This is a genomic window from Poseidonocella sp. HB161398 (assembly GCF_005870025.1).
GTDB lineage: Bacteria > Pseudomonadota > Alphaproteobacteria > Rhodobacterales > Rhodobacteraceae > Mangrovicoccus.
On sequence record NZ_VATA01000058.1, the window covers coordinates 1 to 14,373 of the forward strand.

Here is a 14,373-nt window from a genome sequence, read left to right on the forward strand (position 1 = left end):
ATCGGCGCGAGGTTGAACCAGACGACGAAGGTCAGGAAGAACGCGAACCAGGTCAGGTGAAGGATTTTCATCTTCCCGCTGAAGGAGAAGATGCCGAGGTCCGCGGACGGCATTGCGGCGCCCGCGATGCCCAACCGGACCGCCGCAGGCCGGGATATGTCCGCGATGCGGGACCTGCCGGGGGCGCGGACCGCCGCCGGCCCGTGCGTCCGGATTGCAGGCGGGTCCGCGACGGCAGGCTGCGCCGCGGCGGTCGGCGTCACTTCAGCTGGCTGTCCTTCGAGCCGCGGCGGTTGAAGCCCGCGCGCTGCACCGGCCGCCGGTCGCGGGCGCCCTGGCAGTCGATGCACAGCTTGACCCCCGGGATTGCCCGGCGGCGCGCCTCGGGGATCGCCTCGTCGCATTCGGCGCAGGTCTCGAGGCTCTCGCCGACCAGCTGGCGGCGCTGCTTCATGCGCTGCAGCTCGTCCTGGATGGACGCCTCGATCTGTTCGTTCACCGCCCCGTCCTGGGCCCAGCCGCCTGCCATTGCCTGTCTCCTTCAAGATGGCCGAGGCTAGCGCCGCGCCCCGGCCGCCGTCAATCTCCGCGCGCTAGCGCGGCAGCGGGATGAACTCCTCCTGGTCGCCCGGCGGCAGGTGGAAGCGGCCATGGGTGAAGTCGCCCTGCCGCCAGGCCTCCTTGGCCGCGTCGATCCGCTCCTGCGAGGAGGCGACGAAGTTCCACGAGATGTAGCGCGGCCCCTCCAGCGTCTCGCCGCCCAGCACCATCAGCCGCGCGCCCGCGGGCCCGGCGGTGACGCTGATCCGGTCGCCGGGGCGGAAGACCATCATCCGGCCGGCCTCGAAGACCTCGCCCGCGACCTCGATCGCGCCCTCGGAGACGTAGATGCCGCGGTCCTCGTGAGTGTCGGGCAGCGGCAGCTGCGCGCCGGGGGCGAGGATGGCATCGGCATAGAAGGTCTCGGTGAAGGTCTTCACCGGCGAGGCCGCGCCCCAGGCATTGCCGAGGATCAGCCGCACGGTCTTGCCGCCCTCCTCGATCACCGGCAGCGCCTCGCGGCCGTGATGCTCGAAGCTGGCCTCCCGGTCCTCTGCCCAGTCGGGCAGCGCGACCCAGGTCTGGATGCCGAAGAGCGATCCGGGCTGGCGGCGCATCTCCTCGGAGGTGCGCTCGGAATGGGTGACGCCGCCGCCGGCGATCATCCAGTTGACCTCGCCGGGATGGACCATCTGGTTGGCGCCGGTGCTGTCGCGGTGCTGGAACTCGCCCTTGTAGAGATAGGTGACGGTGGCCAGCCCGGTATGGGGATGCGGCCGCACGTCGATGCCGCCGCCGGTCAGGAACTCGGCCGGGCCCATCTGGTCGAAGAAGATGAACGGGCCGACCATCTGCCGCTTCGGCGAGGGCAGGGCGCGGCGCACTTCGAACCCGCCCAGGTCGCGGGCGCGGGGGATGATGAGCGTCTCGATCGCATCGAGGCTCTGCGGCGAATGCGGGGTCTGCGTCGGGTTCCAGCTCATGGCACGGCCCTTTCCTTTGGGATGACTCTGGGGATCGGCGGCGGCCCGGTCAAGGCCGCCGCCCGTGGCGTGCCCGCTCAGGCGGGCATGTCGAAGACGAGGAGCGCCCCCTCCGACTGCCAGTCGAGCGCCGGCGGCGTCTCCTCGAGGGCCAGCCCGTCGCCCGCGGCGATGCGCTCGTCCTCCATCCGCGCCAGCCCTTCGAGCACCTGGACGAAGACCGCGCGGCCGGGCGCGACCGGGAGCTCCGTGCGGCTGCCGTCATCGGCGCGCAGGTAGCTGATCCGGGTGTCCGAGCCGAGCTGCAGCGGCCCCTCGCGGGAGGCCAGCAGCCCCTCGGCCAGGGGCGCCGACTGGTAGCCGGGGTCTCCGCCCGGGGCGTCCGGGATCAGCCAGATCTGCAGCGCATGGGCGGTCTCGTCCTGCGAGGCATTGACCTCGGAATGGGTCACGCCGCGGCCCGCCCGCATCAGCTGCAGGCTGCCCGGGGCCAGCTCGGCGCGGTTGCCGAGGCTGTCCTCATGGCGGATCCGTCCCGACAGGACCAGCGTCAGGATGTCCATGTCGGCATGGTCATGCGCGGCGAAGCCCGCGCCGGGGACGATCCGGTCCTCGTTCAGCACCCGCAGCCGGGCAAAGCCCATCCGCGCGGGATCCTCGAAGGTGCCGAAGGAAAAGGTGTGCTGCGCGTCGAGCCAGCCCTTCTGCGAGCGGCCGCGGCTCATGTTCTCGTGGATCAGGATCATGGGACTGCTCCTTCTGTCTGGGACAGGGCGAAATGGCGGGACAGGGCGGCGATCTCGCTGTGCTGCAGCTCGTGGCCGCCCTCGTGCTGGGCCAGCGTCACCTCGGCGCCCTGGCTGCGGTACCAGTCGGCGAGCGTGGCGGTGGCGCCCGGCGGCGTGATCGGATCGCGCCGCCCGGCCGTCAGGAGCACCGGCCGCCCGGACAGGCCGGGCTGCGGTGCCGGGGTCCAGGGGACCAGCGGGTGCAGCAGCGCCAGCTGGTCGAAGAGATCCGGCGCGGCGAAGCTGACCGCGGCCAGGATGTTGGCCCCGTTCGAATAGCCGAAGCCGAAGACCGGCCCCTCGGCATTGCGCCGCGCGCGGATGAAGTCGATCATCTCGGCGGTGCGCGCGGCAAGGTCCTCCATGTCGTAGACGCCCTCAGCGCGGCGGCGGAAGAACCGGTTGGCGCCGTGCTCGGAGACCCCGCCGCGCGGCGCGACAAGGCCCGCCTCCGGCCAGAGCTGCTGCACCAGCCCGGCGAATTGCCGTTCGTCGCCGCCAGTGCCGTGGAAGGCGAAGATCTGGGGCGTGCCCTTGGTCTCGAACGCGTGCATGTCAGTCTCCGATCGGTTCCAGATGGCCTTCCAGCACCTTGCGCAGATGCTCGTGCTGGCGGGGCAGTTTCAGCGCCTCGCCCAGATGGGCGGGGGATTCGTCGCGGTCGAAGCCGGGCGCGTCGGTCGCGACCTCGAAGAGCACGCCGCCGGGGGTGCGGAAATAGACCGCCCAGAAGTAGTCCCGGTCGATCGGCGGGGTGATCTGGTAGCCGGTATCCGCGATCGCCTTGCGGACCTCGTCCTGCGCCGCCCGGTCGGCGACCGAGAAGGCGATATGGTGGACCGAGCCGCCGCCCTGCTGCGCCGCGGGCGCGCCGGGCAGGGTCTCGACATCGATGATGTCCGCGCCGTTGCCGCCGGGCACGCGGAAGCGGGTCAGGTTGCCCTGGGTCTCTTCCGCCTCATAGCCCATGAAGCGCAGCAGCTCGCCGGTGGCGCCGCCATCGCGCAGCCGCAGCGTCGCGCCGCGGAAGCCGCGCAGCGCATGGTCGGCATCGACCTCGCCGGTCCAGCCGTCGCGCCCGTCCGCGGTTTCCACCAGCGAGAACTTGTCGCCATCGGGGCCCGCGAAGTGCAGATGCGTCTCGCCGAAGCGGGCGCTCTCGGTCACGTTGCCTGCGCCGAGCCGCTCTTTCCAGAAGCCGAGGCTGCCCTCGGGCACGGCGAAGACGGTCTCGCCGACCTCGCCCGCGCCGGCGCGGCCCTTGCCGATGCCGGGGAAGGGGAAATAGGTCATCACGCTGCCCGGCGTGCCCGCGGCATCGCCGTAATACAGGTGGTAGACGTCGGGGGCGTCGAAATTCACCGTCTTCTTGACGCGCCGCAGCCCGAGGGTGCGGGTGAAGAAGCCGTTATTGGCGCGGGCATCGGAGGCCAGCGAGGTGACGTGGTGAAGGCCGTTGATCGGAAGGGTCATGGTCTCGCTCCTGTGTTCTGCTGTCCCCAAGATGGCGTGTCAGATCATTTCCGTGAACGGGTATAATTTGGCATTCACCATTTCATTTTCGGCAGTAATATTGCAGCAGGCCACGGGCGGAGGGACAGCGCATGGGCGAGATCGAGGAGCTGCGGGTCTTCCTGGCCGTGGCGCGCGAGGCAAGCTTCGCAGGGGCGGCGCGCACGCTCGGCCTGCCGGCGCCGTCGGTGACCCGGGCGGTCGCGGCGCTGGAGGCGCGGCTGGGGGTGCAGCTGTTCCTGCGCACCACGCGGCGGGTGTCGCTGACGCCCGCGGGGGCGGATTACGCCGCGCAGGTCGCGCCCTTGCTCGAAGGGCTGGGCAGCGCGGCCGAGGAGCTGCGCGAGCGCCATGGCGACCTCGCCGGGCTGATCCGGCTGAACGCGCCGATCGGCTTCGGCGCCGAGACCCTGCCGGCCGCGATCGCTTCCTTCCGCCGCGAGCATCCGCAGGTGACCTTCTCGGTGCTCTTGTCGGACAGTTTCGTCGACAGCGTCGATGACAGCTTCGACCTGGCGATCCGCATCTCCGTCGCGCCGCGCGACGCGGCGAGCATCTGGCGCCGGATCTGCCGGGTCGACCGCATCCTGGCCGCCGCGCCGGACTACCTGGAGGCCCGCGGCGTGCCGGCGCATCCCGACGACCTCGCGGACCATGCCTGCATCGGCCATGACGTCCGCGCTCGCGGCGAAAGCTGGGAGCTGCGCCGCGACGGCGCCGTCGCGCGCATCCGCGCGGGGGCCGAGCTGGCCGCCAACAATGCCGCGCTGATGGCCGGGCTGGCGCTGGCCGGGCAGGGGATCGTGATGCTGCCGCGCTTCATGCTGGAGGCCGACCTGGACCGCGGCGCGCTTGTCCGCGTGCTGCCGGGCTGGCAGCCGCCGGAGCTGTGGCTGACGCTCTACTACCCGCCGCTGGAGCGCATCCCGGCACGGCTGAAGCTCTTCTCCGAACATGTCGAGCGACATGTGACGCAATCGGGCAAGTTCGGCAGCTGACCGGCGCTAGGGCGCCGCGGCAAGGCCGACCAGCAGCATGGCGAGGACCGCCGCGCAGAGCAGAATCGCGATTTTCGTCTGGCTATGTGTCATGGCGCATCTCCCTTCTCCCCCTCCGGCGCGCCGGATCCGGCCTGCCAGTGCGGCAGATCCAGTCTGGCGCAGGTATTACTGTAAGGCGAATCAATTTTCCGGGGCTCGCGGCATAGGTGATAACGCGCAGTCGGCAGAAAGTTCTTGTGCGGCGGCGAACCGCTTGCCTAGATTAACGACGCCATCCGGCCGGGACCCAGCGTCAAGGGGAGGTCCCGCACAGGCTGACCGGACGGGAGCCCCGGAGCGCGCGGCAGAGGAAGGCCGCGCTTCCGGTGTCCGGCAGCGGCGCCGATTGGAGGGAGGAGAATGCCGAGACTCATTGAAATCCTGCCGGTCCTGCCGTTCCGCGCGGCCCCGCCGGCCTGCGCGCGCCTGGGGTGACGGCAACGTCCGGTCCGTCTGCTCTGCCGCCGGGATGGGCGGTCTGGCCGCGGGGCCTCGCCGGGCTGGCGGGGCTGGTCGCGCTGCTCAACCTCTCGGCCGGCTGGGGGTTCGGGACGGATGTCTTCCTGCGCATCCGCCCCGGCTATCCGGCGATGGTGCCGGGCACGGCGGCCTGCCTGCTGCTCGCTGCGGGGGCGGTTGCCGCAGGCGTCGGCGCGGCCCTGCGCCCGCTGCGGATCGCCTTCGCGCTGGCCATTCCGGCCCTGGTGGCGGCCTCGCTGACGGTACCGGCGCTGGACCTCGAGCCGGACGGCATGTCGGTGGCGACGGAGATGATCTGCCTGTTCGCCGCGCTCTGCCTCCTGCTGCCGCGCGGGCGGGCCGGGACCGACCTTGCGCGGCTGGCGGCGGAGACTGCCGGGCTCGGCATCGTGGCGATCCCGCTTCTGGGCTATCTCTTCAATGCCGAGGCGCTGTTCTCGAACCCGGTCTATACCAAGATGGCGCTGCATACCGCGGCGGGGTTCGGCCTGCTCTTCCTGGCGCTGCTGGCGGAAGATGCCCGGCTGGGCTGGATGGCGGTGGTGACGGGGCCGGGCCCGGGCAGCCAGATGCTGCGGCGCCTGCTGCCGGTGCTGGTGCTGGGACCCGTGGCGCTGACCGGCATGGCGCTGGTGGCCTCGCGGCGCGACGCGCTCGCGCCGGATCTGCGGGCGGCGATGCTGACCTTCGCGATGATCGTGCTGGGCAAGTCGGCGGCGATCTTCTTCGCCCATCTCGCCAACCGCTCGGACCTGCGCGCGGCCCATGCCGAGATCATGTGGCGCGACAGCGAGCGAGCGCGGCTCGCCGCCGAGCTGGCGATGGAGCGCGGCCAGCGGATCGAGGCGCTCGGCCGGCTGGTCGGCGGCGTGGCGCATGACTTCAACAACACGCTGGCGGTGATCCTCGGCAATCTGCAGCTGCTGCAGAGCGACCGAGACAGCAGCGCCCACCAGATCTATGTCGACGAGGCGCTGCGGGCGACGGACCAGGCCACGCAGCTGACCCGGCAGCTCCTCGCCTACGGGCGCAAGTCCTATCTCGACCCGGCGCCGGTGGCGCTCGACGCGCTGGTGGAGGACAGCCTGCGGATGTTCCGGCGGCTCTGCCCGGCCAATGTCGCGGTCACGGCGCGGCTTGCGGCGCCCTCGGCGGTGGTCGATATCGATGCCGCGAATTTCCGGCAGGCGCTGCTCAACGTGCTGATCAATGCCCGCGACGCCCAGCCGGGCGGCGGCGCGATCACCGTCTCCACCCGCATCGACGAGCTCGGGCCCGAGGCGGTGGCGGGCTTCGGCCGGGACGAGAGCCTGGCGCCGGGATGGCATGCGACGGTGCTGGTTTCCGATGACGGGCCGGGGATGGAGCCGCGGCTGCTGGCGCGGGCGGCGGAGCCCTTCTTCACCACCAAGCCGCTCGGCGAGGGCACCGGGCTGGGGCTGTCGGCGGCCTCCGGCTTCTGCCGCCAGTCGGGCGGCGGGCTGCGGCTGTCCTGCCCGCCGGGCGAGGGGCTGACGGTCTCGATGGCCTTCCCGCTGGCCGGGGGGGCTTCCGTGCCGGAGACGCCCGGCGCGGTGCCCCGCCCCGCGGCGCAGAGCCGCCGGATCCTGCTGGTCGACGACGATCCGAACGTGGCGCAGGTGATGGCGCGCCAGCTCCGGATGGACGGCCACAGCGTCGATCTCTGCCAGGACGCGGATGCGGCGCTGTCGCTGCTGGCGGCGGGGCCGCTGCCGGATCTGGTGATTTCGGACGTGGTCATGCCGGGCCGGATGCAGGGCCATGCGCTGGCGCGGACGATCGGCGCGCGCCATCCCGGGCTGCCGGTCCTGCTGATGTCGGGCTGCAGCCTGCCGGGCCCGCGCGACGGCACCGAGGATGCCGCGATGCCCGCCCTGCAGAAGCCGGTCGCCTGGTCGGTGCTGCGCGAGGCCGTTGCCGCGGTGCCCTTGCGCGAGGCGCCGCGCCCCGCGCGCAGCGGCCAGCGCCTCGATTCCGCTTGAGCCAGGCGCGATTCTGCGGCTCCATCGGCGTGACCGAAGGAGGCGCAGATGCCCGGTTTCCCCCTGCTGCCCGCGGCGATGCTGGCCGTGATGAGTGCTGCCTTTCCCGCTCTGGCCGGACCGCCGCCGGAGATCACCGCCTATATCGACGAGACCGCCGCCGCCTGCCGCGGCGCCGGCGGCGTGCCGGGCTTCACCGGGGCGTTCCTGTCGGAGGCGGGCGATCTCGATGGCGATGGCGGGACGGACTATGTCACCGACCTTGCCGGGCTGGGCTGCGACGGGGCGGCGAGCTATTTCTGCGGCTCGGCCGGCTGCCCGGTCACCGTCTGGCTGTCGCGCGGCAGCGGGCTGGAGCCGGGCTGGTCGGGCCATGCCCAGGCCTGGTCGCTGGGCGAGGGCGGGGTGGTGCTGTCGCTCCACGGCCAGTTCTGCACGCCGCCCCGGAGCGGAGCTGACGGCTGCCAGCGAGTGCTGCGCTTCGCGCCCTAGCAAGCTGCCGGCAATGTCCGTCCGGCGACGAGAGACGGGAGACGGGGGCAAGACCGGAAAAACGGCCCTCGCGCGGCTAGGCGTGCTCTCCTCCGAAGCGGGTTCAGCGAGCTGAAGAGCTTCTTTCTCATCAGTGAGGCCTCGCCCCCCTGCGTCTTCGGCCCCTGCCGGCGCCGGGGTCAGCGCAGCCTGCCGCGGGCGGCGACCGGGACCTCCTCGCGGCGCCCGTCAGGATGGACGAGGGTCACGGCGGGGAAGAGGTTCGACACGACGCAGACATGGTTCGGGATGATCGAGACCACCGCGCCGATCTGCGGCTGCCAGTCCGTGCCCGAGAGATCGACGATGGCATGCTCCTCCGACAGGCTGGCGATGCGCGCGCCGGGCGCCTCGCGGATCAGGCCGAACCCCTCCAGCCCCAGCAGGTCGGAGCTGAGCGCCTTCGAGCCGGCATCGAGGATCGCCCGCGCGGGCGAGGGGCGCGAGACCACGGTCGCCATCACCACCGCGGCGCAGTCCTCCGCCCGGCAGGCGCCGCGGGCGATCAGCGAGCGGTCGTTGTAGACATAGGTCCCGGCGCGGTGCTCGGTCGCCGTGGCGAAGGCGGAGAGGTCGCCGAGATTGGGCGTGCCGCCGGTCGAGATCCGAGGACAGGCCAGCCCCGCCGCAAGGCAGAGATCGCGCGCCTCGGCCAGCCAGGCATCGACCGCCCCGGCCTCCGCCATCGGCGGATAGGTCATCAGCCCGCCGAAGGCGAGCCCGGGCAGGGCGTCGATCTCTTGCGCCAGCGCGAGGGCCGCGGCCGGGCTCTGGACGCCGCAGCGCCCGGCACCGGTATCGCATTCGACCAGCACCTCGAGCGGGGCGGGCGCATCGGCGAAGGCGGCGGAGAGCCCCTGCGCGACCGGAGCGTTGTCGCAGGTCACCGACAGGCGGCAGCGCCCGGCCAGCGCGCGCAGCCGCGCGAGCTTCTCCGCCCCGAGGATGTTGTAGGTCAGCAGGATGTCCGCGAGCCCCGCCTCTGCCATGACCTCGGCCTCGCCGATCTTCTGGCAAGTGATGCCGACGGCCCCCGCCGCGACCTGCATCTGCGCCAGTGCCGGAATTTTATGCGTCTTGACGTGGGGCCGCGCGGCCAGCCCGGCAGCATCGGCAAGGGCCTGAAATGCCGCGATGTTCCTCTCCACCACGGCAAGGTCGACGACAAGGGCGGGCGTGTCCATCGGGGATGACTCCTCTCGGGCCGGGGCGGTCCCCGGCGGGTTCTTGCAGTTCCGTATTGACACAGGGCGGCAATCCGCAAAAGATGAAATACGCAAGAACGGACTTAAATCCGCTATAACGGACAACGAACAGACCGCCAGCCCCGCTGGCGCAACAGTGGAGACCGACATGAAGACCACTCTCGCCCTGGCTGCCGCGGCGGCCCTTTTCGGCGCGCTGCCCGCCGCCGCCCAGGAGAGCCGCCTGCAGGAGGTGCTGGACCGCGGCCACCTGATCCTCGGCACCGGCTCGACCAACCCGCCCTGGCACTTCATCGGCGAGGATGGCAGCCTGCAGGGCTTCGATGTCGACATGGGCCGGCTGGTCGCCAAGGCGCTGTTCGGCGACCCCGACAAGATCGAGTACGTCCAGCAGTCGGGCGATGCGCGGATCCCGAACCTCGCCACCGGCAAGGTCGACCTGACCTGCCAGTTCATGACCGTCACCGCCGAGCGCGCGCAGCAGGTGGAATTCACCATCCCCTACTACCGCGAGGGCGTCGGCCTCCTGATGATGGATCGCGGCGATTTCGCCGATTACGACGCGCTGAAGGCGGCAGGCGGCGATGTCACCGTCGCCGTGCTGCAGAATGTCTATGCCGAGGAGATGGTCCACCAGGCGCTGCCCGGGGCCGAGGTCGACCAGTACGACAGCGTCGACCTCATGTACCAGGCGCTGAATTCCGGCCGGGCCGATGCCGCGGCGACCGACCAGTCGGCGCTGCGCTGGTTCATGGTGCAGAACCCGGGCCGCTACAAGGATGCGGGCTTCGGCTGGAACCCGCAGAGCTATTCCTGCGCCGTGGCGCCGGGCGACCAGCGCTGGCTGAACTTCGTCAACACCGTGCTGCACGAGGGCATGACCGGGGTCGAGTTCCCGTTCTATAGCGCCAGCTTCGCCCAGTGGTTCGGCGAGGAGCTGGAGCAGCCGCAGATCGGCTTCCCGGTCGAGTACAAGTAACCCAGCCGCATCCCGGACCTGACCCGTGACCTACGACTTCAACTTCGCCGTCGTCTGGCGCAACTGGGACCTGCTGGCCGAAGGGCTGATGCTGGGGCTGTTCCTGGCGCTGGTCTCGATCGCCATCGGCTGCGTGCTGGGTCTGGCCGCGGCGTTCGGGATGCTCTCGCGGCACCGGGCGCTGCGCTGGATCTCGCAATGCTACGTCTCGGCGATCCGCAACACGCCGATCCTGGTGCTGATCCTCTTCTGCTATTTCGCGCTGCCGCAGCTCGGCATCGCGATGGACAAGATCCCGTCCTTCATCTTCACCCTGTCGCTCTATGCCGGCGCCTACCTGGCCGAGGTCTACCGCTCGGGGCTGGTGGCGCTGCCGCCGGGGCTGCGCGAGGCGGGGCTGGCGATCGGGCTGACCGAATGGAAGATCAAGCGCTACCTGATCATCCCGGTGATGTTCCGCAACGTCCTGCCGGCGATGTCGAACAACTTCATCTCGCTCTTCAAGGACACCTCGCTGGCCGCCGCCATCGCGGTGCCCGAGCTGACCTTCTATGCCCGCAAGATCAATGTCGAGAGCTTCCGGGTGATCGAGACCTGGATGGTCGCCTCGCTGATCTATGTCGGCGCCTGCGTGGCGATCGCCGCGCTCCTGCGCCGTCTCGAAGCCCGCCTGTCGATCCCGCGCTGAGGAGCCCGCCATGAATTTCGAGTTCTTCCTCGCCGATCTCTGGGCGGCGCGCGCGAACCTCCTTGCCGGGCTCTGGCAGACGGTGCTGATCTCGGCGGGCTCGGTCGCGCTCGGCACGCTGCTGGGCCTTCTCGTCGGGCTGGGGCTCAGCTACGGTCGGCTGCCGCTGAGGATCGCGCTGCGCATCTATACCGACTTCCTGCGCGGCACGCCGGTCTTCGTGCTGATCCTGGCCTGCTACTACATCTTCTCGGCGGCGGGGCTCGATCTGGATGCCTTCCAGGCCGGCTGCCTGGCGCTGACGCTGTTCTGCTCGTCCCATGTCGGCGAGATTCTCCGCGGCGCGCTGAACGCCATCCCCGCGGGCCAGACCGAGGCGGCGAAATCCATCGGCCTGACCTTCGGGCAGACCTTCACTTCGGTGCTGCTGCCGCAGGCGCTGCGCCAGATGCTGCCGACCTGGGTCAATACCGCGACCGAAATCGTCAAGGCCTCGACGCTGCTGTCGGTGATCGGCGTGGTGGAGTTCCTGCTGGCCGTGCAGCAGGTCATCTCGCGCACCTATCTCAGCCTCGAATTCTACCTTTTCGCCGGGCTGGTCTACTTCGTCCTGAATTTCGCGATCGAGCAGGCGGGCCGCGCCGTCGAGCGCCGCATCGCCATCCCCCGCTGAGGCCTCCGCATGATCCCTGTCCTGAACATCACCGACCTTCACAAGAGCTTCGGCGAGCTCGAAGTGCTCAAGGGCATCGACCTGGCGATGCACAAGGGCGACGTGGTCTCGCTGATCGGCTCCTCGGGCTCGGGCAAGACGACGCTCCTGCGCTGCGTCAACCTGCTGGAGGAGTTCGGCCGCGGCCGGATCGAGATCGCGGGAGAGCCGATCGGCTACCGCGAGGAGGGCGGCCGCCGCCGCCGCCTGCCCGAGCGCCAGATCGCCCGGCAGCGCGCGATGACCGGCATGGCCTTCCAGCAGTTCAACCTCTTCCCGCATCTGAGCGCGGTGAAGAACGTCATGCTGGGGCTGACAAAGACCAAGAAGCTGCCCGCCGAAGAGGCCCGCGCCATCGCCGAGAGCTGGCTCGACCGGGTCGGCATGCTGGCGCGCAAGGACCATTTCCCCGGCCAGCTCTCGGGCGGCCAGCAGCAGCGCGTCGCCATCGCGCGGGCCATCGCCATGGCGCCGCAGCTGATGCTCTTCGACGAGGTCACCTCGGCGCTCGATCCCGAGCTGGTCAGCGAGGTGCTGGCCGTGGTGCGCGACCTGGGCCGCGACGGCATGACCATGCTGCTGGTCACCCACGAGATGCGCTTCGCCCGCGACGTGTCCTCGCGCGTGGTCTTCATGCACCAGGGTCGCATCCACGAGGAGGGCCCGCCCGAGCAGATCTTCGGCGCGCCCGGCACCGAGCGGCTGAAGGCCTTCCTCTCGAATTCCCAATCCTGAATGACGAAAGAACGGAGACCCCCCATGACGATCAAGCGACACGGCGTCGGCGATGCCAAGGGCAATGGCGGCAAGGCGCTGCCCTTCGCCAAGGCCACCGAGGCCGATGGCTGGCTCTATGTTTCCGGCCAGACGCCGATGGTCGACGGCGAAGTGTCCGGAAACGGCATCGTCGAGCAGTCCCATATCGCGATCCGCAACATGCTGAAGATCGTCGAGGAGGCGGGCTATGGCGCAGAGGACATCATGCGCATCGGCGTCTGGCTGGACGATCCGCGCGATTTCTGGTCCTTCAACGGCGTCTTCGCGCAGTACTTCGGCGACAACCCTCCGGCCAGGGCTTGCGTCCAGTCCTCCATGGTGGTCGATTGCAAGATCGAAGTGGATTGCATCGCCTATCGCCGCAGCTGACGGACGGGCAGGCGCGGGCGGGGAACGGATGGCGATGAAGGATGGCACGGAACGCAAGAGGGCGCGCGGGATCGACCGCGCGTTCGACATCCTCGACCATCTGCGCGCCGTCAAGGCGCCCCGCCGCCCCGCCGAGATCGCCCAGGCGATCGGCGCGCCGAAATCCACCGTCTACGACCTCGTCGCCTCGCTGACCGATCACGGCATGCTGGAGGAGACCGGCGATGGCGGCGTCTATCTGGGGCGGCGGCTGTTCTTCCTCGGCCTCGCCTACCAGGACCATTTCGACCTGACCCGCCGCGCCGAAAGCGTGCTGCGCGACCTGACCGGGCGGACGCGGGAGATGTCGCAGTTCTGCATGCTAGACGGCGACAAGTACACGGTCGCGCTGCAGATCGAGGGCAGCCGGCCCTTCCGCATCAGCGCCGATATTGGCCAGCTCACCCCGATCCCCTGGACCGCCTCCGGGCGGCTGCTGCTCGGCGGCCGCTCCGAGCAGGAGATCCTGGACCTGATCCCGCCGGAGGATTTCACCCTTCCCGATGGCGCGGCGATGGACGTGCCCGCCTGGCTGGCCGAGATCCGCCAGGCCCATGCCGAGGGGTTCTTCTCCTTCGACAGCATCGTCGACACCTTCACCCACTGCTTCGCCGCGCCGGTGTCCGATCCGCGCGGGCGCTGCGTCGCCACGGTCTGCATCGTCGCGCCGAAGGAGGACGCGCTGGCGCATTACGGCGACTACCGCCGCGAGCTGATCCGCGCGGGCCGCGAGCTTTCGGGCTTCGTGCCCTGACCCGCTAACGCGCGCTACCAGGCGCGCGCGATGCCGACCCCGCCAAAGAGCTGGCCGCGCGAGGCCGTGACAGGGCTGTCGGCCGCGCCGTCGAGGAGATGCGCATAGAGAAGCCCCGCGCCCACCGCCCAGTGGCGGCTGACCGGCTGGACGTAGATCGCGGTGATCCGCGCGTCGCGCCAGCCCGCCCCGGCAGAATAGCTTGGCAGCCCGCTCAGCGCGGAGGCGCGGGCATCGACCGAGAAATACGTGTCCATGTAGTCCTCCGACGCCCAGCTTGCCGCCAGCCCGAGCCCCAGCGCGCCATAGCGCCCGACCGGCAGCCAGCGGCGCAGGTTCAGGTCGGCGACATAGCCGTCATGGACCCCGGTCGCATCCTGCAGGACCCCCGCGCCGATGCGCCAGCGGTCGCGCGGATCGGCGCCGCCGGTCTCCCAGGCGACAAAGCCGCCGAGATCGACCGAGATGGCGATGTCGGGCAGCGCGTCGATCGCCGGGTCGTCGGCCTCGCCGCGGCCGAAGCGCAGGATGCCCGCCGGGCCCGCCTTCCAGTTCGGCTGGTCGAGCAGGTTGATGCTCAGGTAATTCGCCTCGAGGCTGACATAGCGCGCCCCGAAGCTCTTGCGTGCCGCGGGGACCACCGCCCAGACGGTCTCGTCGGAGCCCGGATAGCGCGGCCCCGCGCCGGTCCCGAGGATGGCGTAGTCGGGGAAGCCCGGCAGGTCGAGCACCGGCCCCTCGGCTTGGGCGGCGGTCGCCATGGCGGCGAGCATGGCGCAAGGCAGCAGTCTCATGCGGTCCTCCTCCGGCAGGCCCGTCGCGACCGGTCGCGGTCCCGTCCCGCCCAGCATAGCGGCAGGACGCCCCGTGCGGCCAGGACGCGGTGGCGCAGGGGCGGGGTTTTCCGCGCGCGCACTGGCCAGGCGGCGCATCGCCCGCTAGCCTCGCCGGATCACCCCGGACAAGGAGACAG

General features: G+C 70.6%; 17 protein-coding genes. 9 read left to right on the forward strand and 8 right to left on the reverse strand.

What is annotated here, in order from left to right; all coding sequences use genetic code 11:
* The 6 genes from FGX59_RS28755 to FGX59_RS28780 form a co-directional block, all read right to left on the reverse strand.
* Positions 1 to 263 (reverse strand): hypothetical protein (locus FGX59_RS28755; protein WP_138470858.1); only part of this gene is annotated, 263 nt, incomplete at its 3' end.
* Positions 260 to 529, reverse strand: coding sequence for a DksA/TraR family C4-type zinc finger protein (locus tag FGX59_RS28760; protein ID WP_138470860.1), 270 nt, complete (start codon positions 527 to 529; stop codon positions 260 to 262). The genes FGX59_RS28755 and FGX59_RS28760, both read right to left, overlap by 4 nt.
* Positions 530 to 593: 64 nt before the next feature.
* Positions 594 to 1,523, reverse strand: coding sequence for a pirin family protein (locus FGX59_RS28765; RefSeq protein WP_138470862.1), 930 nt, complete (start codon positions 1,521 to 1,523; stop codon positions 594 to 596).
* A 77-nt stretch (positions 1,524 to 1,600) separates the two neighbouring features.
* The gene (locus FGX59_RS28770; protein WP_138470863.1) at positions 1,601 to 2,269 is read right to left on the reverse strand and encodes a pirin-like bicupin family protein; all 669 of its coding nucleotides are present in this window, start codon (positions 2,267 to 2,269) and stop codon (positions 1,601 to 1,603) included.
* On the reverse strand, positions 2,266 to 2,865 hold the full coding sequence (locus FGX59_RS28775) for an alpha/beta hydrolase (protein WP_138470865.1): 600 nt from the start codon (positions 2,863 to 2,865) through the stop codon (positions 2,266 to 2,268). The genes FGX59_RS28770 and FGX59_RS28775 overlap by 4 nt, the downstream gene beginning before the upstream one ends.
* 1 nt (position 2,866) lies before the next feature.
* The gene (locus FGX59_RS28780) at positions 2,867 to 3,784 is read right to left on the reverse strand and encodes a VOC family protein (RefSeq protein ID WP_138470866.1); all 918 of its coding nucleotides are present in this window, start codon (positions 3,782 to 3,784) and stop codon (positions 2,867 to 2,869) included.
* Positions 3,785 to 3,915: 131 nt separating this feature from the next.
* On the opposite strand from FGX59_RS28780, the gene FGX59_RS28785 reads away from it, so the two are divergent.
* The 3 genes from FGX59_RS28785 (at position 3,916) to FGX59_RS28795 (ending at position 7,838) form a co-directional block, all read left to right on the forward strand.
* Positions 3,916 to 4,821 (forward strand): LysR family transcriptional regulator, encoded by a 906-nt coding sequence (locus FGX59_RS28785; RefSeq protein ID WP_138470868.1) that lies wholly within the window; start codon positions 3,916 to 3,918, stop codon positions 4,819 to 4,821.
* Between the two features lie 473 nt (positions 4,822 to 5,294).
* The gene (locus tag FGX59_RS28790; protein ID WP_138470869.1) at positions 5,295 to 7,346 is read left to right on the forward strand and encodes a response regulator; all 2,052 of its coding nucleotides are present in this window, start codon (positions 5,295 to 5,297) and stop codon (positions 7,344 to 7,346) included.
* Between the two features lie 48 nt (positions 7,347 to 7,394).
* Positions 7,395 to 7,838 carry a hypothetical protein gene (locus tag FGX59_RS28795; RefSeq protein WP_138470871.1) on the forward strand — a complete coding sequence of 148 codons (444 nt, stop codon included), beginning with the start codon at positions 7,395 to 7,397 and terminating at the stop codon, positions 7,836 to 7,838.
* A gap of 179 nt (positions 7,839 to 8,017) precedes the next feature.
* On the opposite strand, the gene FGX59_RS28800 is transcribed toward FGX59_RS28795, so the two are convergent.
* Positions 8,018 to 9,061 (reverse strand): D-TA family PLP-dependent enzyme, encoded by a 1,044-nt coding sequence (locus FGX59_RS28800; RefSeq protein WP_138470872.1) that lies wholly within the window; start codon positions 9,059 to 9,061, stop codon positions 8,018 to 8,020.
* Between the two features lie 169 nt (positions 9,062 to 9,230).
* Between FGX59_RS28800 and FGX59_RS28810 the strand changes: the two genes are divergently transcribed.
* From FGX59_RS28810 to FGX59_RS28835, 6 genes are read left to right on the forward strand one after another with little or no spacing between them, the layout of a single operon-like run.
* Positions 9,231 to 10,061: a transporter substrate-binding domain-containing protein gene (locus tag FGX59_RS28810; protein WP_138470874.1), complete on the forward strand. Its 831-nt coding sequence runs from the start codon at positions 9,231 to 9,233 to the stop codon at positions 10,059 to 10,061.
* Positions 10,062 to 10,086: 25 nt separating this feature from the next.
* Positions 10,087 to 10,749 carry an amino acid ABC transporter permease gene (locus FGX59_RS28815; RefSeq protein WP_138470875.1) on the forward strand — a complete coding sequence of 221 codons (663 nt, stop codon included), beginning with the start codon at positions 10,087 to 10,089 and terminating at the stop codon, positions 10,747 to 10,749.
* 10 nt (positions 10,750 to 10,759) lie between these two features.
* Positions 10,760 to 11,422, forward strand: a complete 663-nt coding sequence (locus FGX59_RS28820; protein ID WP_138470877.1) for an amino acid ABC transporter permease — start codon at positions 10,760 to 10,762, stop codon at positions 11,420 to 11,422.
* Positions 11,423 to 11,431: 9 nt separating this feature from the next.
* A complete protein-coding gene (locus tag FGX59_RS28825) occupies positions 11,432 to 12,196 on the forward strand; it encodes an amino acid ABC transporter ATP-binding protein (protein ID WP_138470878.1) in 765 nt (254 codons plus the stop codon).
* Positions 12,197 to 12,220: 24 nt separating this feature from the next.
* Positions 12,221 to 12,607, forward strand: a complete 387-nt coding sequence (locus FGX59_RS28830) for a RidA family protein (protein ID WP_138470879.1) — start codon at positions 12,221 to 12,223, stop codon at positions 12,605 to 12,607.
* Between the two features lie 34 nt (positions 12,608 to 12,641).
* Complete coding sequence (locus FGX59_RS28835; protein WP_138470881.1) at positions 12,642 to 13,400, forward strand: IclR family transcriptional regulator; 759 nt, start codon at positions 12,642 to 12,644, stop codon at positions 13,398 to 13,400.
* Positions 13,401 to 13,414: 14 nt separating this feature from the next.
* Here FGX59_RS28835 and FGX59_RS28840 read toward each other — a convergent pair whose 3' ends face one another.
* A complete protein-coding gene (locus FGX59_RS28840; protein ID WP_171060876.1) occupies positions 13,415 to 14,194 on the reverse strand; it encodes a MipA/OmpV family protein in 780 nt (259 codons plus the stop codon).
* Positions 14,195 to 14,373 lie beyond the last annotated feature (179 nt).